16 protein-coding genes are annotated in these 18328 nt (G+C 69.3%); 8 read left to right on the top strand and 8 right to left on the bottom strand.

The window, feature by feature from the left end:
- Positions 1 to 4: 4 nt before the first annotated feature.
- Genes EV652_RS03775 through EV652_RS03765 form a run of 3 tightly spaced genes read right to left on the bottom strand, consistent with a single transcriptional unit; the run spans position 5 to position 2722 of the window.
- Complete coding sequence (locus EV652_RS03775; RefSeq protein WP_255512564.1) at positions 5 to 961, bottom strand: LacI family DNA-binding transcriptional regulator; 957 nt, start codon at positions 959 to 961, stop codon at positions 5 to 7.
- A gap of 39 nt (positions 962 to 1000) precedes the next feature.
- Positions 1001 to 1879 (bottom strand): prephenate dehydratase, encoded by an 879-nt coding sequence (locus tag EV652_RS03770; protein WP_132207501.1) that lies wholly within the window; start codon positions 1877 to 1879, stop codon positions 1001 to 1003.
- Positions 1880 to 1918: 39 nt separating this feature from the next.
- Positions 1919 to 2722, bottom strand: coding sequence for a lysophospholipid acyltransferase family protein (locus EV652_RS03765; protein WP_132207500.1), 804 nt, complete (start codon positions 2720 to 2722; stop codon positions 1919 to 1921).
- Between the two features lie 149 nt (positions 2723 to 2871).
- Between EV652_RS03765 and EV652_RS03760 the strand changes: the two genes are divergently transcribed.
- Positions 2872 to 5133 carry a M64 family metallopeptidase gene (locus EV652_RS03760; protein WP_242001529.1) on the top strand — a complete coding sequence of 754 codons (2262 nt, stop codon included), beginning with the start codon at positions 2872 to 2874 and terminating at the stop codon, positions 5131 to 5133.
- Positions 5134 to 5285: 152 nt separating this feature from the next.
- Here the strand turns inward: EV652_RS03760 and EV652_RS03755 are convergent, their stop codons facing one another.
- Complete coding sequence (locus EV652_RS03755) at positions 5286 to 6479, bottom strand: RNA-guided endonuclease InsQ/TnpB family protein (protein WP_132207498.1); 1194 nt, start codon at positions 6477 to 6479, stop codon at positions 5286 to 5288.
- Positions 6480 to 6585: 106 nt separating this feature from the next.
- Here EV652_RS03755 and EV652_RS03750 point away from each other — a divergent pair, with 106 nt between their 5' ends.
- The 7 genes from EV652_RS03750 to proB all read left to right on the top strand — a co-directional run bounded on the left by EV652_RS03750 (position 6586) and on the right by proB (position 14850).
- On the top strand, positions 6586 to 7086 hold the full coding sequence (locus EV652_RS03750) for an anthrone oxygenase family protein (RefSeq protein WP_132207497.1): 501 nt from the start codon (positions 6586 to 6588) through the stop codon (positions 7084 to 7086).
- A 136-nt stretch (positions 7087 to 7222) separates the two neighbouring features.
- Entirely contained in the window at positions 7223 to 8050 is an 828-nt protein-coding gene (locus tag EV652_RS03745; RefSeq protein ID WP_132207496.1) for a TIGR03936 family radical SAM-associated protein, read from the top strand.
- A 142-nt stretch (positions 8051 to 8192) separates the two neighbouring features.
- Complete coding sequence (locus tag EV652_RS03740) at positions 8193 to 11294, top strand: Rne/Rng family ribonuclease (RefSeq protein WP_132207495.1); 3102 nt, start codon at positions 8193 to 8195, stop codon at positions 11292 to 11294.
- Positions 11295 to 11433: 139 nt separating this feature from the next.
- Positions 11434 to 11751, top strand: a complete 318-nt coding sequence (gene rplU / locus EV652_RS03735; protein ID WP_132207494.1) for a 50S ribosomal protein L21 — start codon at positions 11434 to 11436, stop codon at positions 11749 to 11751.
- A 12-nt stretch (positions 11752 to 11763) separates the two neighbouring features.
- Positions 11764 to 12024: a 50S ribosomal protein L27 gene (gene rpmA, locus EV652_RS03730; protein ID WP_132207493.1), complete on the top strand. Its 261-nt coding sequence runs from the start codon at positions 11764 to 11766 to the stop codon at positions 12022 to 12024.
- 129 nt (positions 12025 to 12153) lie between these two features.
- The gene (gene obgE / locus EV652_RS03725; RefSeq protein WP_132207492.1) at positions 12154 to 13728 is read left to right on the top strand and encodes a GTPase ObgE; all 1575 of its coding nucleotides are present in this window, start codon (positions 12154 to 12156) and stop codon (positions 13726 to 13728) included.
- Positions 13729 to 13734: 6 nt separating this feature from the next.
- Entirely contained in the window at positions 13735 to 14850 is a 1116-nt protein-coding gene (gene proB / locus EV652_RS03720; RefSeq protein WP_132207491.1) for a glutamate 5-kinase, read from the top strand.
- Here proB and EV652_RS03715 read toward each other — a convergent pair.
- The 4 genes from EV652_RS03715 to EV652_RS03700 are packed head-to-tail and all read right to left on the bottom strand — an operon-like array spanning position 14847 to position 18308.
- Positions 14847 to 15236, bottom strand: coding sequence for a universal stress protein (locus tag EV652_RS03715; protein ID WP_132207490.1), 390 nt, complete (start codon positions 15234 to 15236; stop codon positions 14847 to 14849). The genes proB and EV652_RS03715 overlap by 4 nt on opposite strands.
- A 2-nt stretch (positions 15237 to 15238) precedes the next feature.
- A complete protein-coding gene (locus EV652_RS03710) occupies positions 15239 to 16771 on the bottom strand; it encodes a tripartite tricarboxylate transporter permease (protein ID WP_132207489.1) in 1533 nt (510 codons plus the stop codon).
- The gene (locus EV652_RS03705) at positions 16771 to 17304 is read right to left on the bottom strand and encodes a tripartite tricarboxylate transporter TctB family protein (RefSeq protein ID WP_132207488.1); all 534 of its coding nucleotides are present in this window, start codon (positions 17302 to 17304) and stop codon (positions 16771 to 16773) included. Before EV652_RS03705 ends, EV652_RS03710 begins: the two co-directional genes overlap by 1 nt.
- The gene (locus EV652_RS03700) at positions 17304 to 18308 is read right to left on the bottom strand and encodes a Bug family tripartite tricarboxylate transporter substrate binding protein (protein WP_132207487.1); all 1005 of its coding nucleotides are present in this window, start codon (positions 18306 to 18308) and stop codon (positions 17304 to 17306) included. The genes EV652_RS03705 and EV652_RS03700 overlap by 1 nt, the downstream gene beginning before the upstream one ends.
- Positions 18309 to 18328 lie beyond the last annotated feature (20 nt).

Here is an 18328-nt window from a genome sequence, read left to right as displayed (position 1 = left end):
AACCTTATGCGGCCGGTCCCGGTCGCGCTCCCGAATTCTGCCGGGGACCGGTGCTGCCGCGGATGATGAGGTGGGCGGACAGCGTTCGGGTGCGGCGGGTTTTGCGGGCATGGAGGTAGGGGGAGAGGAGGCGCCAGGCTTCCTGGCCGAACTCGGTCTGGGGCATCGCGACGGTGGTGAGGCCGGGGGAGGTGAAGCGGGCGTAGACGATGTCGTCGAAGCCGGCGACGGAGATCTGGTCCGGGACGGTGATGCCGAGCTCCTGCAGCCTGGCCACGGCGCCGAGCGCGACCAAGTCGTTGAAACCGATCAGGCAGGTGGCGCCGGTGGCGAGGGCAGCCTCGGCCGCGGCGTGGCCGTCGTCCAGCATCGCGCCGGCCGGGACCCGGAACAGCTTGGTCCGGCTCCGGATCGAGGACGTCAGGGCCGACCAACGCTCGGCATCCGCGGCCGCGTGCGCAGGACCGCTCAGGTAGCACAGCCGGGTGTGACCGAACGCGTCGAGATGCCGGCACAGCTCCGCGACCGCCTCCCGGCTGTCGACGGTCACCGACGGGAAGAGACTGCCGGCCGGCTTGCGGTTGACGATGACGATTGGTACGTCGAGCTCGGTCAGGCCGGCCAGGTCCGGCGTACTCATCCGGGGACCGCACAGGATCAGGCCGTCGCTCTGCCGGGCCAGCTCGTGCAGGTGGCGGAGCTCCTCGCCCGGCTGTTCGTTGGCATCGGCAACCAGTGTCCGGTAGCCGTCGGTCTCCGCCTCGGCCGAGATGCCTTTGAGGATGGTGGCGAACAGCGGGTTCGCCAGGTCGGGGACGAGGACACCGACGATCCCGGTCCGGCCGCGGGACAGGTTCTGCGCCGTACCGCTGGGCCGGTAGCCCAGTCGCGCGGCGGCGTCACGGACCCGGGTCACGATCTGCGGATCGACATTCGGGGTGTCGTTCATGACCCGCGACACGGTGGACTTCGAGCCGGAAAGCACTGGCGCCTGAACGCGCTAGTGGTGCGGACGTAGAGCCCGGTTCGCGGCGGGTTCGGCGATCTGGGCGCGGAACGGGTGCGCCGGGTAGACGCCGAGCAGCCGGACCTCGACCGAGAAGAAGGCGAGCTCCTCCAGCGCAAGGGCGACGTTCGGCTCGTCCGGGTGGCCTTCGATATCGGCGTAGAACTGGGTGGCGAAGAACATGCCGCCGAGCTGGTACGACTCCAGCTTGGTCATGTTGACGTTGTTGGTGGCGAAACCGCCGAGCGCCTTGTACAGCGCGGCCGACACGTTGCGGACCCGGTAGACGAAGCTGGTGATGATCGGGCCGGAGCCGACCGGCGGCACCTCGGGCTCGCGGGACAGCACCAGGAATCGGGTGGTGTTGTGGTGCTCGTCCTCGACGTCGCTGGCCAGCGTCTCCAGCCCGTACAGCTCGGCAGCGGCCCGCGGGGACAGCGACGCGACGGTCGGGTCGGCGAGCTCGGACACCTCGCGGGCGGACCCGGCCGTGTCGTCGGCAACGACGGTCGACCAGCCGTGCTCGCGGATGATCTTGCGGCACTGCCCGAGGGCGTGCACGTGGCTGCGGACGGTCCGGATCCGGTCGATCGACGTACCGGGGACGCCCAGCAGCTGGAAGTGGATCGGCAGGAAGTACTCGCCGACGATGTGCAGCCCGGACTCCGGCAGCAGGTGGTGGATGTCCGCCACCCGGCCGGCGATCGAGTTGTCCACCGGGATCATCGCCAGCCCGGCCCGGCCGCTGCTGACCGCCTCGAGGGCGTCCTCGAACGTCGTACAGGGCAACTGCTCGCGGTCCGGGTACATGTCGGTGCAGGCCATCGCCGAATTGGCGCCTGGCTCACCCTGGTAAGCGATCGGTCCGTCCACGATCTCCCAGGGTAGACCCCCGCTGTCTCAGGTCCCGGATCAGGTGTCCGACTTGCGGACCTTCTTCGGTGCGCCGGTGACCGCGCGGCCCTCGAGTTGCTTGGCCTTGGTGGCGTACATGTCGAGGTACTCCTGGCCGGACAGCTCCATGATCTTGTACATGATCTCGTCGGTGACGGCGCGAAGGATCAGCCGGTCGCCCTCCATCCCCTCGTACCGGGAGAAGTCCAGCGGCTCACCGAACTTGATCGTGGGGGAGGCGACCGAGGCGACGATCTTGCCGGGCGGCGCGACCACGTCGGTGCCGATCACGCCGCACGGGATGACCGGGACCTTGGCCTCCAGCGCGAGCCGGGCGACGCCGGTGCGGCCCTTGTACAGCCGGCCGTCGTGCGAGCGGGTGCCCTCGGGGTAGATGCCGAACAGCTCGCCGCGCTCCAGCACCTTCATGCCGGCCCGCATCGCGCCCTCGGAGGCCGATCCGCCGGACCGGTCGATCGGCACCTGGCCGGTGCCCTTGAAGAAGCCGCGCTGGAACCGGCCCTTGATCCCGGCGCCGGTGAAGTAGTCGGACTTCGCCACGAAGGTGACGCGGCGGCGCAACACCAGCGGCATGAAGATCCAGTCGGCGTACGACAGGTGGTTGCTGGCCAGGATCGCCGGGCCGAGCTGCGGGACGTTCTCGGCGCCGATCACGTTCGGCCGGAAGATGCGCCTGACCGGCGGGCCGATCAGCACGTTCTTCAGCACCCAGTAGATGCCCTTGCCGTCGCCGTCACCGGCGTCGTCCACCGGTCGTCCGCGGTCCGGTTCGGGCCGCGGCGACTGCGCCGGTTCCGTCATCGATGTCCTTTCCTCACAGTTCCCCGACCCCTCATGATGCCGCACGCGGGCCCTGATTGGCGTGTACGTCGGCACGCGTGAACTCCTGACACGGGTCGGTCCACCTTCGTAAGCTGCTCACGGCAATGTCGCCGGGCTGGGGAGGGCATGTGAGGACCAGACGACTGACAGCAGTGCTCGGGGTGGTCGCGACCGTGTTCGCCGGCCTCCCGGTCGCAGCCGGAGCCAGTACGACGGAAGCCGAGGCGACGGTGGTCCCGATCCAGGTCACCGGGCCGGCCGAGTCGCGGTTCAACCTGGTCGTGATGGGCGACGGTTACACCGCGGCCGAGCTGCCCAAGTTCCGCGAGCAGGTCGACAAGCACCTGAACGTGCTCTGGAGCATCGAGCCGTTCAAGTCGTACCGGAACTACCTGAACGTCTACGCGGTCGAGATCCCGTCACCGGAGAGCGGCGTCGACTGTGACCCGAACCTCACCTCGCCCACGATCGACACCCCGCTGCAGATGGGCTTCTGGGGCGGCTGCAACCCGAACAGCGTGCAGCGCCTGCTCACTGTCAGCTCGACCGCGGCCACCCAGTACGCCGGCCTGGTCGCCGGCACCACCGCCGCCAACCGCCAGATTCTTGCTATCGGCAACAGCGACACGTACGGCGGTGCCGGTGGGACCTACGCGACTGCTTCCGGCGGCAATGCGCTGTCCGCGCTGATCACCCCGCACGAGCTCGGCCACTCGCTCGGCGGCCTGCAGGACGAGTACGACTACTACGCCCGCGGCGAGCGTGGCGCGCCGTACGAGGGGCCCGAACCCTCCTCGATCCACCACACGTTGCTGACCGAGCAGCAAATGCTGGATCAGCAGAAGAAGTGGTTCCGTTGGCTCGGTGAGCCGTCCGAGTCCGGCGGCACCATCGGCCGGTACGAGGCCGGTATGTACGCCGGCTCAGGAGTCTGGCGACCGAGCCGGCACTCGATGATGAAGACCCTCGGCTACTACTTCGACCAGGTGTCGCGGGAGCGGATGACGCAGCGGATCTCGTCCCGGGCGAACCTGTTCCAGGGCAGTACGCCGACCGGCCAGGTAGGCCCCGACCAGGTCGTCTGGCTGCAGACGCTGCACCCGGTCAGCCACGAGCTCGACGTCAGCTGGACCTTGGACGGTACGACGCTGTCGACCGCGAACAGTCGTGCCGTCGACCTCTCGACCGTGGACCTGTCACCCGGTCTGCACACGCTGACGGCCAAGGTCGTCGACCCGACACCGTTCATCCGGGATCCCGCCGTACGGCCGACTGCCTCCCGGTCGTGGACCGTCAACACCACGCTCCCGGCTGAGCCATCCGATGACCCGGTCGAGTTCACCGGGTCGACGTCGACCGAGCATCCGGTCAGCGCCGACGAGGTCGTCTACGCCGAGACGACCCAATCCGACACGTCGCAGCCGCCGATCGAGTGGCGGCTGGACGGCAAACTTGTCGCGAACCCGGGCAACGACCGCGACTTCGACCTCGAGCCGCTGAAGCTGACCGGGCGGCACACGCTGACCGCGACCGTGGGTGGCGCCACGCTGACCTGGTCGGTCGACGGGGTCGAGCCGGTGGTGACGTCGACCCTGTCGAAGCCGCTGCTGACGGTGCAGAAGCCGACCGGGCCGGAGTACATCTACAACGACGCGTTCACCATGGGGCTGGCGGCGACGGACGACAGCGACGGGTACGTCGTTCCGGAGTTCAAGGTCAACGGGGACGGTTGGTACAACTACTACGGCTGGCCGACCGACGCGTCCGCGCCGTTCCGGTTCACCGCCGAGGGGACCGAGATCGATCAGCTGGTCTACGGCAAGCTCGGGGTGCCGCGGGTGGTGCCGTGGGACGACGTGCCGTCCGGGTACGGCCGGCATCTGGTCGAGTACCGGGCCATCGATGCCTCCGGCAACATCGGAACCCCGGACCGGTTCGCGGTCACCTTGTTGCGCCCGGCTCCTGCCTGTACCTCGACGCTTACCGGGGTACGGGACGGTCCGCTCTACCTGCGGTCCGGCGTGACCTGCCTGGTCGGCGCGACCATCAACGGCCCGGTCCTGGTCGGCCCGGGCGCGTCGCTCGTGGCCACCGACAGCCGCGTGGTGGGCCCGCTCCGGGCGGATGATGCGGCTGACTTGCACCTGCTCCGGAGCCGGGTCAGCGGCCCGGTGAGCGTCGACGGGGTGACCCGGAGCATGGTTGCGGTCGGGTCCTCGGTCGAGGGACCGGTGTCCGTGACCGGGTCGCGTACGACGGAGGCCGCCGTACTGGCCGGGAACACGGTGGACGGGCCGTTGAGCTGCTCGGGCAACACGCCGGCGCCGGTCAACCTGCAAGCGCCGAACCAGGTCTCCGGGCCACGGACCGGCCAGTGTGCGCGGTTGTGAGTCTCGCGGACATGGTTGTGAGTTTCGGTGACATGTCCGTGCACGGTCCGGGTGCTCTAGCTTTTCCGGTGCGGGATGGTCCCGTCGTCGTCGTCGTACTGGAGGGGTGACTTGACGTCCTCCCCGCCGTGCACGACGGGGATTTCACTCGTCTACGCGGAGGTAGTGAGTTGAGGTTCACGCTTCACAGACATCCGTACAGGCTTGTCTCGGCGCGCAGTGACCGCCCGTCCGGCGGCGATGTTGATAGCGGCGTTCACGTCGGCGTGGTCGCTGTGGCCGCAGGACTGGCACCGGAACGCTTGGTTCTCGCGGTTCCCCGGTGCACAGTGCCCGCAACGCGAACACGTCTGACTCGTGTACGCCGGGTTGATCTTCTGTACCCGGCCGGCGGCCTTGTCCTCGAGCCGCCGGACCAGCAAGCTCCAGCCACTGGCGAGGATGCCACGGTTCAGCCCGGCCTTGGCGCGTCGCCGGTTCGGCAGGTAGCTGCCCGGCTTGGCGGGGTCGGGCTTCGGCTTCGGTCGCTTGGTCATCTGCGCGACCCGGAGGTTCTCGACGCGGATCATGTCGAACCGGCGTGCGAGATCGGTGGAGGTCTTCTCGACCCAGTCCTTGCGGCGATCCGCGGCGCGGGCGTGCAGTTTCGCGATCGCGGCCTTGACGCGCCTCCGACGGTTCGAGCCGGGCTGGGCTCTGGCGAGGCGCCGCTGCAGGTTTCCGAGGCGCCGCTGCTCGGACTCGGAGAGTCCTCGGCAGGTGAGCAGTTCGCCGGTGGACAGTGCGGCGGACACGGTCACCCCGCGGTCAACGCCGACGATCTCGCCGTTGCCGGGTGCCGGGATCGGGTCCCGCGTGGCGGCGAACGCGATGTGCCAGCGACCCACGCTGTCGTGGGTGACCCGGTACGACCTGGCGTCGGGCAGCGCGCGGCTGACCCGGAACCGTACCCAGCCGACCTTCGGGACCAGCACCCGCGCCCACGTTCGGCTCACCTGCTCAACCCGGCCGGCCTGCGGGCCGACAATGCGGAACCCCTCGTTGCGTCCGGCTTTGCGCCACTTCGGACGGCGGTGGCTGCCGGCGTAGTAGCTCCGGCGTGCTTGGTCGAAGTCCCGCAGCGCTTGCTGCTGGACGGTCTGCGACCCACCACTCAACCAGCCGAATGCGGCACGCGCCTCTGTCAACTGCCGAGCCTGCTCAACAGAACTCGGAGCAGGCCCTTTGTCGTGTCTCCACATCGACCATTGCTCGAGAGCCAGGTTCCACACGTATCGGGCATGTCCGCACTGCGCCAGCAGCCCAGCAGCTTGCACTGGTGTGGGATACAAGCGGTAGCGAGACATGCCCAAGATCCAATCAGGCACCGCCGACAGTTCGGCGACAACTTTGAGGGGAGGGAGTCGCGGTTTCACTCTGCCCTGACAGGCGGATTTCTCCGCGACCTATCAAATGAGTGGACTGCGGGTGGCCTCGTTGCTGGCGGCGACGATGGCGACGGGGTTGATGGCGGGGATCTACGGGATCTACTCGAACGCCTTCATGCCCGGCCTGGCGAAGACCGACGACAAGACCTTCGTCGGCGCCTTCCAGGCGGTCGACCGGGCCATCCTGAACCCGTTGTTCCTGCTGCTCGGCTTCCTCGGTGCGCTGGTGTTCACGCTGCTCGCCGGTCTGCTCAGCCTGAAGGAGAAGCCGCTGCCGTGGATCGCGGTGGCGTTCGTGCTCTACCTGGTCACGATGATCATCACGATCGCGGTGAACGTGCCGATGAACGACGCGCTCAAGGCGGCCGGCGACCCGGCCACGATCGACGTCGCCGCCGCCCGGGCCGCGTTCGACGAGGGCAAGTGGCAGGCGTTCAACCTGGTCCGGGTCGTGCTCAGCACGATCGCCTTCGGCCTCCTCGGCTGGGCCCTCTATCTGACCGGCAAGTCAGCCGCGCAGCCCTGAGCGATCGGCCGGTCCGCCGGTAATCGCTTTCCGGGCCGGGTCATCGAGGCGTGTACCAGGTCGCTGTGGCAGGTCGTCGTACTGCTGGCGGCCCCGGAGCGGCGAACCAGCCGGCGAAGGCTGAGACAATGCCCTCGTGGCACCTGTTCAAGCACCGCCGTCCCAGCAACTTCCCGCGGTCCAGAAACTGCGGGTCCGGTTCGCCAAGCGGGGGCGACTGCGATTCACCTCACACCGGGACTTCCAGCGGGCGTTCGAGCGCGCCGTCCGCCGGGCCGAGTTGCCGGTGGCGTTCTCGCACGGCTTCAGCCCGCACCCGAAGATCTCGTACGCCGGTGCCGCGCCGACCGGAGCCGCGTCGGAGGCGGAGTATCTGGAGATTTCGCTCACACACGAGCGGGCGGCCAACCAGGTCCGGGCCGCCCTGGACGAGGCGCTGCCGCCGGGGTTGGACGTGCTCGAGGTGGTCGTCGCCGGCGCAGGGTCGCTGGCCGACCGGCTGGAGGCGAGCGAGTGGCTGATCGCGCTGCCAGGCGTCGATGTGGCCGCGGCGTCCGCCGCGGTGGAGGTGTTCCTGGCCCGGGACGAAATTCTGGTCGAACGCATGACCAAACGGGGACTTCGCTCGTTCGACTGTCGGGACGCCGTTCTGCGACTCACCGTCGCGCACGAACCGGTGCCGGTTGCGACGTGTGCGATACTGCAAGTGGTGTTACGGCACGGAACCCCGGCCGTGAGACCCGACGACGTTCTCGCCGGAGTGCTCGAAGTAGCGACGCTCCCGGTGACGGGCCCGGCTCTTCTGACCAGGCTCGCCCAGGGCCCGCTGATCGCGGCCTCCGGCACGGTGGACGACCCGTTCGCTCGTGACCGCGACGCCACCCAGGCGACCGCGACCGGCCAGGCGGAAGACCACCAGACGCATTTCGCGGAGGGCGACGCCGCCGCTCCCACCGAGCCCTGAGCACGGGCGGAGCGGATCCAGCAGGCTTCCGCCACGCCGGCACCGACGCCGGGCGTAGCGAACCGTGACCGCTCTGTGGCTGCGCCGGACCCGTGACAGGGGTCGCAGGATGCGCCGGAGGGCTTGAGGAGACCCGCACCACATGCTCGACAACGAGCCGACTACCGAAGCAGCCGAATCGGCTGCCTCCGCCCAGCAGCAGCCCACCCGGCAGCGCACCTCGAAGGCGACCGCGAAGAAGGCCGCCGCCAAGAAGACCACCACCACCCGCAAGCGGACGGCCAAGACCGCCGCTGCCGAGGAGGTGCCCACCCAGTCCGACGGCGCGACCGCCGATCCGGCCCCGGTGAAGAAGACGGCCGCCAAGAAGGCCGCCGCGAAGAAGGCTCCGGCGAAGAAGGCCGCAGCCAAGAAGGCGCCCGCCAAGCGAACCGCCAAGAAGGCCACGGCTCAGGACACGTTCCCGGAGCTGACCGAGGCTGACGCCGCGGCGGAGACCACGCCGGCCGACGGTGGACCGGTCGCGGAGAACACCCCGGCGCCCGCGAAGAAGACCACCCGCAAGCGCACGGCGAAGCGGGCGGCCGCGCGGGCCGACCTGCTGACCGAAGACGGCCCGGTCGCCGACGCGGCCACCGCGCCCGACCCCCAGGCCGACACCCCGAACGCTGACGCCACTCCGGCCGAGGAGGCTCCGCAGCGGCGGACCCGGCGCCGGGCTCCGGCCGCTGCGCCGGTGCTGTTCCAGGCTCCGGTCGACGTACCGGCCAAGACTCCCGCGCAGGCCGCGGCGACCAGCCCGGTCGAGGCGACCCCGGAACCTGAAGCTGCCCAGGCGACGCCTGAGGCGGCTACCGAGCCGGGGACCGACGAGCAGCCGACCACGACGCGCCGCCGCCGGAACCGCCGGGGTCGCGACACCGAGGCCCGCGAGGCCGAAGAGGTCGTCGCCGAGCCGGTGCAGGAGACCGCCAAGCAGACCGCCAAGGAGACCGCTCAGCCCACCGACGAGGACGAGACCGCGGACGCCGAGTCCGCGCAGTCCGAGGACGGCGAGGAGGGCGGCGAGGGCAGCCGCCGTCGTCGCCGTCGCCGCGGTGGCCGTCGCCGCCGCAAGTCCGGTGACGCCGAGGACAGCGCCGACGAGCACTCGGACGACGACGAGCAGGACGAGCCGGACACCGAGGCGAGCTCCGACGACGAGCAGGACGCCGCGGCCGACACCGACGACGAGGGCGAGGGCTCGGGCAGTTCGTCCCGGCGCCGCCGTCGTCGCCGTCGCCGCAAGGGCGAGGACAGCGCCGACGCGCCCGACGATCCGGCCGAGACCGTCGTCCGCGTCCGGGAGCCGCGCAGCAAGAACACCGCGAACGAGATCACCGCGGTCGAGGGCTCGACCCGCCTGGAGGCGAAGAAGCAGCGCCGCCGCGAGGGCCGCGCCGCCGGTCGCCGCCGCGCGCCGATCGTCACCGAGGCCGAGTTCCTGGCCCGGCGCGAGTCGGTCGAGCGGACCATGGTGATCCGCGCCCGTGGCGACCTGACCCAGATCGCCGTCTCCGAGGACAACGTCCTGGTCGAGCACTACGTCGCCCAGGAGGAGCAGGTCTCGCTGATCGGCAACGTGTACCTCGGCCGGGTGCAGAACGTGCTGCCCAGCATGGAGGCCGCGTTCATCGACATCGGCAAGGGCCGCAACGCGGTCCTGTACGCCGGTGAGGTCGACTGGGCCACGCTCGGCGGGGCGAACGGCCCGCGCAAGATCGAGCAGGTCCTGAAGTCCGGCCAGGCCGTCCTGGTGCAGGTGACCAAGGACCCGATCGGCCACAAGGGCGCCCGGCTGACCAACCAGATCAGCCTGCCCGGCCGGTACGTCGTCTACGTCCCGCGCGGCGGCAACGGCGGCATCAGCCGCAAGCTGCCCGACACCGAGCGGAACCGCCTGAAGGGCATCCTCAAGGACATCGTCCCGGACGAGGCCGGCGTGATCGTCCGGACCGCGGCCGAGGGCGCGTCGGAGGAGGAGCTGACCGCCGACGTCAGCCGGCTGCAGAAGTACTGGACCGATATCGACAAGAAGTCGAAGAACGGCCAGGCTCCGCAGCTGCTGCACGGCGAGCCGGATCTGCTGATCCGGGTGGTCCGCGACCTGTTCACCGAGGACTTCACCAAGCTGGTGATCTCCGGTGACGACGCCTACGACCAGGTCCGCGAGTACGTCTCCGATGTCGCTCCGCACCTGGCCGACCGGGTCGAGAAGTGGACCGGCGACAACGACGTGTTCGCCAACTTCCGGATCGACGAGCAGATCAAGAAGGCGCTGGACCGCAAGGTCTGGCTGCCGTCCGGCGGTTCGCTGATCATCGATCGGACCGAGGCGATGACGGTCGTCGACGTGAACACCGGCAAGTTCACCGGCTCCGGCGGCAACCTCGAGGAGACCGTCACCAAGAACAACCTGGAGGCGGCCGAGGAGATCGTCCGGCAGCTCCGGCTCCGCGACATCGGCGGCATCATCGTGATCGACTTCATCGACATGGTGCTGGAGTCGAACCGCGACCTGGTGCTGCGCCGGCTGGTCGAGTGCCTGGGCCGGGACCGGACCAAGCACCAGGTGGCCGAAGTCACCTCGCTCGGCCTGGTCCAGATGACCCGGAAGCGGATCGGCACCGGTCTGCTCGAGGCGTTCAGCGAGAACTGCGACCACTGCGGTGGCCGCGGCCTGATCCTGCACGACGAGCCGAAGGAGTCCCGCCGGCGCGACAGCCGTGGCAGTCAGGACCAGAAGCCCGCCGCTCAGGCCGACGAGGGTGGCCGGAAGAACTCCCGCCGTCGCGGCCGGGGTCGTGGTCGCGGCGAGGACGAGCAGTCCGAGCCGGAGACCCAGCAGGCCAATGGCGACGCCGCCCAGCGGCTGGCCCAGATCGCGGCAGCGTCCGCAGTCACCGACGCCAAGAAGGCGGAGGAGACGGGCGACGCCGGTACGGCGGGGGAGCCGACCGGCTATCCCGCTGCCGGTGACGAGCCGGTGAGCGCCGAGGCGACCGGGTTCCCTGAGGGCGGTGCCGTGGCGACATCCGTCGTACCGGAGACCGCTGAGGCGGAAACCGCTGAGCAGAACGGCTCCGGACGCAACGGCACCAGGCGGCGGCGGAGCAGCCGTGGCCGGGGCAAGTCGGGCGGACAGAGTGACGAGGGGAGCGGTGCGGCGAGCGACGCCACTGAGCTGGTCACCACCGGCAATTGACCCGGTTTGACCCGTCTGTGACGCGACCCGTAAACTTGAGCTTCGGCGCGCGTTCCGCGTGCCATGTTTGTGTGGGCCGCTAGCAGGTCTGTGCAGGCCCCCGTAAGAACTTCCGAACCAGCAGAGAGCGAGATCCACGGTGTACGCGATCGTGCGCAGTGGCGGCACCCAGCAGAAGGTCGCCGTCGGCGATGTCATCGAGATCGACAGCCTGACGGACCAGGTCGGCGACACGGTTTCGCTGCCCGCAGTCCTCGTCGTCGATGGCGACACCGTGACGACCGACGCCGCCGCGCTGGCCAAGGTGGCTGTGTCGGCCGAGGTCCTGGGCCGTACCAAGGGCCCCAAGATCCACATCCTCAAGTACAAGAACAAGACCGGTTACCGCAAGCGCCAGGGGCACCGCCAGCACTACACCCAGGTCAAGGTCACCGCGATCGACGCTAAGAAGAAGTGAGCTGATCTAGACATGGCACACAAAAAGGGAGCGGCGTCGACCCGTAACGGTCGCGACTCCAACGCGCAGCGGCTCGGCGTGAAGCGGTACGGCGGCCAGTTGGTGAACGCCGGCGAGATCATCGTCCGGCAGCGTGGCACCCACTTCCACCCGGGCAACCTGGTCGGCCGTGGCGGCGACGACACCCTGTTCGCGCTGGCCGAGGGCCACGTAGAGTTCGGCACCCGGCGCGGTCGCCGCGTCGTCAACATCGTCCCGGTCCCGGCGGAGTAACACCGCCACCCGGACGTATTTCAAAGCTCTGAGAAGGGCGGGTCGCGGAATACCGCGCACCCGCCCTTCTGCTGTCCAAGACAGTAGCTATGTAAGAGAGATATCCCAAACAGGAAGCAGGCACCACCGATGGCGATCCCCAGCTTTGTCGACCGGGTCACGGTGCACGTCACCGCTGGCCGCGGCGGAAACGGCTGCGCCTCGGTGCACCGGGAGAAGTTCAAACCGCTCGGCGGCCCGGACGGCGGCAACGGCGGCGACGGCGGGAGCGTCATCCTCCGCGTCGACTCCGATGTGACCACCCTGGTCGACTACCACCGGTCCAGTCACCGCACCGCCACGAACGGTGCCCAGGGCAAGGGTGACCATCAGGCCGGCAGCAACGGTGCCCACGTCGTCCTGCCCGTCCCCGACGGCACGGTCATCAGTACGGCGGACGGCGAAGTGCTCGCGGATCTCGTCGGAACGGGCGCGGAGTTCGTCGCGGCCCAAGGCGGCAAGGGCGGGCTCGGCAACGCCGCGCTGGCCAGCTCGGCGCGCAAGGCCCCTGGTTTCGCGCTGCTCGGTGAGGACGGCGAGGAGCGCACCCTCGTCCTCGAGCTCAAGGTGGTCGCCGACATCGGCCTGGTCGGCTTCCCGAGTGCCGGTAAGTCGTCGCTGGTCGCGTCGATCAGCCGGGCCCGGCCGAAGATCGCCGACTACCCGTTCACCACCCTGATCCCGAACCTCGGCGTCGTCGTCGCGGGTGACACCACGTTCACCGTGGCCGACGTCCCCGGGCTGATCGAGGGAGCCAGCGAAGGACGCGGGCTCGGGCACGACTTCCTGCGGCACGTCGAGCGGTGTGCGGCGTTAGTGCACGTGATCGACTGTGCGACGTACGAGCCGGGCCGTGATCCGCTCAGCGACCTGGACACCATCGAGGCCGAGCTGCAGGCCCACGGCGGGCTCGAGGACCGGCCGCGACTCGTTGCCTTGAACAAGATCGACGTACCGGACGCCCGGGAGATCGCCGGGATGGTGCAGGCCGAGCTCGAGCAGCGCGGGCTGCGGGTGTTCCCGATCTCGACCGCGAGCCATGAGGGCCTGGAGGCGCTCAAGTTCGCGATGGCCGAGATCGTCGGGCGGCAGCGGGCCGAGGCGGAGAAGCCCGACACCACGCGGATCGTGATCCGGCCGCAGGTGCAGGGCGGTCCTGAGTTCAAGGTGAAGATGTTGCCGGACGACGGTGGCTGGCTGATCCAGGGCGAGAAGCCGGAGCGATGGGTCAAGCAGACCGACTTCGCGAACGCGGAGGCGACCGGCTACCTGGCCGACCGGCTGAACCGGCTCGGGGTGGAGAAGGAACTGCTGGAGCGGGGTGCGGTCGAGGGCGACACGGTCGTCATCGGCGACGGGCCGAACGCGATCGTGTTCGACTTCGCGCCCGAGGTCCAGGCCGGCGCGGAGATCCTGGCCCGGCGTGGTGAGGACCACCGGCTGGAGGAGCCTCGTCCGGCCGCGCAGCGGCGCCGGGAGAAGGACACCGAGTACCACCTCCAGCGGGCGTCGACGGATCGTTCCGAGTACAAGCAGGGCTGGGTCGAGGACGAGGTGGACATGTCCCCGGCCGAGGCGAAGAGAGCTGCAGAGAAGGCGGAGAAGCTGGCGCGCAAGGAAGCGCGCGAGCTCGACGCTCAGAAGGAACTCGACCAGAACGGTTGACCCTTGATGAAACAACGCGCGGAGGTCGTCAAGGCCACGCGGATCGTCGTGAAGGTCGGCTCGTCGTCGCTGACCCAGCGCGGCAAGATCGACCTGGAACGTCTCCGGCTGCTCGTCGACGCCATCGCGGCGCGACGGGTGGAAGGGACCGAGGTCGTGCTCGTCTCCTCGGGCGCGATCGCGGCCGGGCTGGCTCCGATGGGGCTGCGCTCGCGACCGCGTGACCTGGCCACGCAACAGGCGGCCGCGTCGGTCGGCCAGGGGCTGCTGATGGCCCGCTACAGCGACGCGTTCGCGGCCCACGGTCTGCGCGTCGGCCAGGTGTTGCTGACGGTCGACGACGTGACCCGGCGGAGCCACTACCGCAACGCGTACCGGACGTTCGCGCGGTTGCTCGAGTTGGGCGTCGTACCGATCGTCAATGAGAACGACACGGTGGCGACAACCGAGATCCGGTTCGGTGACAACGACCGGCTGGCTGCGCTGACGAGTCACCTGGTGCACGCTGATCTGTTGCTGCTGCTGTCGGATGTCGACGGTCTGTACGACGGGGATCCGCGCAAACCTGGTACGTCGATGGTCGCGGAGGTCCGTGGAGCCGCCGACCTGGAGAAGCTCAGGATCGGCCGGACCGGCTCGTCAGGCGTCGGCACGGGAGGCATGCAGACGAAGGTCGAAGCGGCCGCAATCGCTACCGAGGCAGGGATTCCGGTCGTGCTGACGTCGGCCGCCCGCGTCGGTGAGGCGCTGAAGGGCTTGCCGGTCGGTACTCTCTTCCACCCGACCGGCCGTCGCCGCAAGACTCGCCTGCTCTGGCTCGCGCACGCCACCTCAGGCCAAGGCCGACTGTGCTTGGACGAAGGCGCGGTCCGCGCGGTGACAGAACGCCGTAGTTCGTTGTTGCCCGCAGGCATCTCCGGTGTCGAAGGCAACTTCTCCGCCGGCGACCCCGTCGACCTGGTCTCGCCCGCAGGCGTCGTCATCGCCCGCGGCCTGGTCAACTACGACGCCACCGAACTCCCTGACCTGCTGGGCCGATCGACCCGCGACCTGGCCAGGGAGCTCGGAGCGGCGTACGAGCGTGAAGTCGTCCACCGCGACGACCTCGTGCTGCTGACCTAGGGCTTCACCGCAAGGACCGGGCAGTCGGCCTGCAACAGGATGGTCTGGGCCTGGCTGCCGAGGAGGAGTTTACCGACCGGGGTCCGGCGGCGGAGGCCGATCACGATCAGCTCCGCGTTGAGCTCGTGGGCGAGCTTGAGGATCTGGTCGCCCGCGTCCTTGCTCTCGACGAGCTGGGTCAGTTCGTGCTCGACGCCGGAGTCGGCCAGCCGGTGCTCGACCGACTCCCACTCGGCCCCGGACGCGAACCGCTTGTCCACCAGCGATTCGCCGCGGCTGGAGTTCACCACCACCAGCCGTTGCTTCCGCAGCTTGGCCTCCTCGATCGCGCCCTCCAGCGCCGCGAAACCCTCGGGGGTCGGTACGTAGCCGACGATGATCGCCACGATCAGTCTCCTGTCCGGTCGGAGTGCTGGGGTACGGCGTCCTGCTGGGACGTACGACGCTTGCGGATCCGGCCGACCATCGGCGGAACCACCAGCACCAGCAGGATCACGAAGTACACGGCCTTGGAGAACCAGGTGTTGTAGAGCCCGCTGATCGCGCCGTCGCTGATCTGCAGGGCGCGCCGCATCTGCTCCTCGGCGGTCGGGCCGAGGATGATGCCGATGATCGCCGGCACCACGGGCAGACCGTAGCGACGCATCAGGAAGCCGAGCGCACCCAGGACGAGCAGCAGCCACAGGTCGAAGGTGGACAGGTTCGCGGCGTAGGCACCGATGCTGGCGAAGAACAGGATGCCGGCGTACAGGTACGGCCGGGGGATCCGCAGCAGCTTGGCCCACATCGGGGCGAGCGGCAGGTTCAGCGCGAGCAGGATGGCGTTGCCGATGAACAGGCTGGCGACGAGTCCCCAGACCAGTTCGGGTTGCGTGTCCAGCAACCGCGGACCGGGCTGGATGCCGTAGCCCTGGAAGGCGCCGAGCATCACCGCGGCGGTCGCGGTGGTCGGGATCCCCAACGTGAGCAGGGGAACCAGACCGCCCGCGGCCGACGCGTTGTTCGTCGCCTCGGGACCGGCGACGCCCTCGATCGCACCCTTGCCGAACTCCTCGGGGTGCTTGCTCAGCTTCTTCTCGGTGACGTACGACAGGAACGTCGGGATCTCGGCACCGCCGGCCGGGATCGCGCCGAACGGGAAGCCGATCGCGGTCCCGCGCAGCCACGGCTTCCACGACCGCCGCCAGTCGTCGCGGCTCATCCGGGCCGCGCCGACCGGGATGATCTCGGCCGGGGTACGGCGCAGGTGGGCGGCGATCCACAACGCCTCGCCGACCGCGAACAGGCCGACCGCGACCACGACCACATCGATGCCGTCGGCAAGTTCCGGCAGGCCCAGCGTGAGCCGCTGCTGGCCCGAGGTCGGGTCGATCCCGATCAGGCCGATCAGCAACCCGATCGCGAGCGAGGCCATGCCGCGGACCTTCGACGAGCCGAGCACGGTGGTGACCGCGACGAACGCCAGCACCATCACCGCGAAGTAGTCCGGCGCGCCCATCTTGATCGCCAGGTTGACCACCACGGGCGCCAGCAGGGCCAGGCCGAGGGTGCCGATCGTGCCGGCCACGAACGATCCGATCGCCGCTGTCGCCAGCGCGGCAGCGGCCCGGCCTCTTCGGGCCATCTTGTTGCCTTCGATCGCGGTGACCACCGACGCGCTCTCACCTGGTGTGTTCAACAGGATCGAGGTGGTGGAGCCGCCGTACATGCCGCCGTAGTAGATCCCGGCGAACATGATGAAGGCCTGGGTCGGCTCGAGCGAGTACGTCAGCGGCAGCAGCAGTGCGATCGTCATCGCCGGACCGATGCCGGGCAGGACGCCGATCGCCGTACCGAGCAGGACGCCGATGAAGGCGTACAGCAGGTTGGTCGGATGCGCCGCGGTGGCGAATCCGTTCATCAGTTCGGAGAACGCGTCCATCAGAGGATTCCCTTGAGGATGCCGACCGGCAGGGCGATGCCCAGCGCGACGTTGAACAGGTACCAGGTGCCGACCGACAGGACGATCGCGATGATCGCGTTGCGGATCAGGTGCCGGCTGCCGAGGGCGAAGGCGGTGCCGAAGAAGAGCACCGCCCCCGACACCGGCCAGCCGAGCCGCTCGATCAGCAGGATGTTGGCCACGAACGATGCCGTCAGCAGGCCGAGGGTCTTCCAGTCGCTGCCATGACCGAGATCCACGTCCTCACCGGCTTCCTGCTCACCCCGGCCACCGCGGAGGATGTCGACGGCCAGCAGTACGGCGCTCAGGATCAGCAGCCCGCCGACGAGCAGTGGGATCGTCTTCGCGTCGATCGGCCCCCGGGTCTGGAGGTCGGGAAGCCGCAGCGCGTCGACCACGGCCCAGCCGCCGAGGACCAGGAGCAGGAGGGCCACTCCGAGCTCGGAGCGGCCCTGTGCCGGTGAGCCCTGGGCCGAGCTGCCCTGGGTCGAGCTCGTGGGCGGGGTGCTCATCAGGCCACGAGGCCCAATTCGCGCAGCACCCCGGCGACCCGGTCGTTCTCGCTGTCGAGGAACGACTTGAACTCGTCACCGGTCTGGAAGGCGTCGGCCCAGCCCTGGTCGGCCAGCGTCTGCTTCCACTGCGGGGAGTCGTGCATCTTCGTCAGCAGGTCGATGAACTCCTGCTTCTTCGCGTCGGACAGTTCCGGCGGCGCGACGATGCCACGCCAGTTGGTGAAGACCAGGTCGATGCCAAGGCTCTTCAGCGTCGGTGCGTCGATCCCCTCGACCGGCTTCTCCGTCGTCACCGCGAGGATCTTCACGTCACCGGTCTTGGCCTGCTCGGCGACCTCGCCGATCCCGGTCGCGGCGAAGGCGACCTTCTTGCCCAGTACCGCGGTGAGCAGCTCGCCGCCGCCGTCGTACGGCACGTAGTTGACGCTCTTCGGCTCGACGCCGACCGCCTTCGCCAGCAGCATCGGGGTCAGATGGTCCGGGCCACCCGCGTTCGAGGCACCGCCGACCGGCACCTTGCCCGGGTCGGCCTTCCAGGCCGAGACCAACTGGTCCAGGCTGGTGTACGGCGAGCCCTTCGGTACGACGATCGCCTCGGCCTCCTCGATCAGTTTGGCGACCGGGACGGTGTCCTGCAGGGTGGCCTTCGACTTGTTGGTGTAGACGGCCCCGACGACGCCGAGTCCCATCTGCATCATGATGTCTTCCTTGCCCTTCTCGTTCACCAGCCGCTGCAGGCCGACGGTTCCGCCCGCACCGGCGGTGTTGAACACCTCGACGGTGTCCGTCAGCTTGGCGTCCTGCATCGCCTTCGCGGCGGCGCGAGCGGTGGTGTCATAGCCACTGCCGGGGGAGTTGGGCACGAGGATGCGCAGGCCCTTCACGGGCCCGCTGTCAGTTCCGCCGGAGGCGTCGTCGTCGGCGCTGACACCGCAGCCGGTGGCCGCGGCGGTGAGCGCCAGGACGGCGGTGATGCTGGTGAACCAGGTCCGTGCTTTCACGGCGGTCTCCTTGGTCTGCG

Source organism: Kribbella steppae (assembly GCF_004342025.1).
GTDB classification, from domain to species: Bacteria; Actinomycetota; Actinomycetes; order Propionibacteriales; family Kribbellaceae; genus Kribbella; species Kribbella steppae.
Note: the sequence above shows the minus strand (reverse complement) of the source record. Positions and strands in the feature narration are given on the sequence as shown.

Bases quoted from the DNA above. Each gene is read 5' to 3' on its own strand.
- EV652_RS03765 (WP_132207500.1), bottom strand. From the start codon at position 2,722: ATGACGGAACCGGCGCAGTCGCCGCGGCCCGAACCGGACCGCGGACGA.
- EV652_RS03755 (WP_132207498.1), bottom strand. From the start codon at position 6,479: ATGTCTCGCTACCGCTTGTATCCCACACCAGTGCAAGCTGCTGGGCTG.
- EV652_RS03750 (WP_132207497.1), top strand. From the start codon at position 6,586: ATGAGTGGACTGCGGGTGGCCTCGTTGCTGGCGGCGACGATGGCGACG.
- EV652_RS03740 (WP_132207495.1), top strand. From the start codon at position 8,193: ATGCTCGACAACGAGCCGACTACCGAAGCAGCCGAATCGGCTGCCTCC.
- rpmA (WP_132207493.1), top strand. From the start codon at position 11,764: ATGGCACACAAAAAGGGAGCGGCGTCGACCCGTAACGGTCGCGACTCC.
- obgE (WP_132207492.1), top strand. From the start codon at position 12,154: ATGGCGATCCCCAGCTTTGTCGACCGGGTCACGGTGCACGTCACCGCT.
- proB (WP_132207491.1), top strand. From the start codon at position 13,735: ATGAAACAACGCGCGGAGGTCGTCAAGGCCACGCGGATCGTCGTGAAG.
- EV652_RS03710 (WP_132207489.1), bottom strand. From the start codon at position 16,771: ATGGACGCGTTCTCCGAACTGATGAACGGATTCGCCACCGCGGCGCAT.
- EV652_RS03705 (WP_132207488.1), bottom strand. From the start codon at position 17,304: ATGAGCACCCCGCCCACGAGCTCGACCCAGGGCAGCTCGGCCCAGGGC.